At 71.5% G+C, this 1170-nt stretch carries 1 protein-coding gene; it reads right to left on the bottom strand.

Annotated features, from left to right (window positions below; genetic code table 11):
• Positions 1–113: 113 nt before the first annotated feature.
• Positions 114–1170, bottom strand: a 1057-nt coding sequence (locus ACWDNU_RS46475) for a DUF885 domain-containing protein (RefSeq protein ID WP_449673526.1), incomplete at its 5' end; no start/stop codon positions are given.

Raw genomic sequence — 1170 nt, 5'->3', positions numbered from 1 at the left:
GGGATCGACCCCGGCCATCGCGCCGGCCAACCCGATCGAGGCGCTGCTGATGCAACTGAGCTATCTCGTCTGCTCGCTGTTCAGCCCCGGCGGTTGCGCCGTCGTCCTGTAGCTCAGACCGGCATCCGCCGGATCGCGCCCGGCGTGAGCGGCTCGTCGAGCAGACGGCCGAATCGCTCGACCCGGTCCTGCGCGTCGACGGCGTTGTCCAGCCAGCCGCCGAGCAGGCGGTAGCCCTCCACATAGGTGCTGATGTAGGCCCGCCACAGCGGCGAGGACAGGAACCGCAGCGACTGCCGCGCCCGCTCCGGCGTGGCCAGGCTCCACCGCTGCAGGAACGCCGCGACCTCGTCTTCGCCGCGATGCTGGTCGTGCAGCAGCAGCGCCGCGTCCTGACGCACGCTCAGCAGTTTCGCCGACGCGGTCGAGAAGCGCTCGGCCCGCTCACCGTCGAACCGCAGGCCGAGATCGGCGTAGATCTCCTGCGCCCACAGCCCCCAGCCCGGCCCGACGATCGACTGCAGCGCCAGGTCGGCCAGTCCCTCGGCCATCAGGCACTGCGGGGTGTTGACCAGGAACAGCGTCTGCTCGTCCTCGCCCGCGGCGACCAGCCCGGCCTCCTTGCGGCAGTGCTCGGTGTGGTGACCCGGGTAGGCCTCGTGCGCGATGAGCGCGGGCAGGTGCGCCATGTGCTGCTTGAGGTCGGAGTTGATCGCGACCTTGGAGTGGAAATTGCCCAGGTAGTAGTTGAATCCGGACCACGGCTTGTCGCCGACCACCTCGTAGGTGACGGTCTCGTGGTCGGGCAGCGGGTAGCGCTCGCGGACCCGCTCGCGCAGCGCGCTGGAGAAGGCCTCGACGCAGGTCGCGAGCTTGTCCGGCGGGATCTCGTCGCCGCGCCGGTAGGCGGCGGCCCGCTCGGCCAGCGGGCCGTCCCCGCCCAGCACCTCGTCCATCCGGCGGTGCGCCTCGCGGTAGTCGTCGGGGTCGCCGGGCGCGATGTCGACGTCGAAGTAGGCGCGGACCTCGTCGACGAACCCGATGTCCTCCCCGGCGAACTTGCGCGCCGAGCATTCCATCGCCACCAGGTGGGCGTCGAGGAATTCGGTGCGCCGCGCCGAGAGCCCGGGGTCGGCCAGGCCCGCGCGCAGGTCGTCGGCCCGGTGCACC

The organism is Amycolatopsis sp. NPDC003676 (assembly GCF_053587275.1).
Note: the sequence above shows the minus strand (reverse complement) of the source record. Positions and strands in the feature narration are given on the sequence as shown.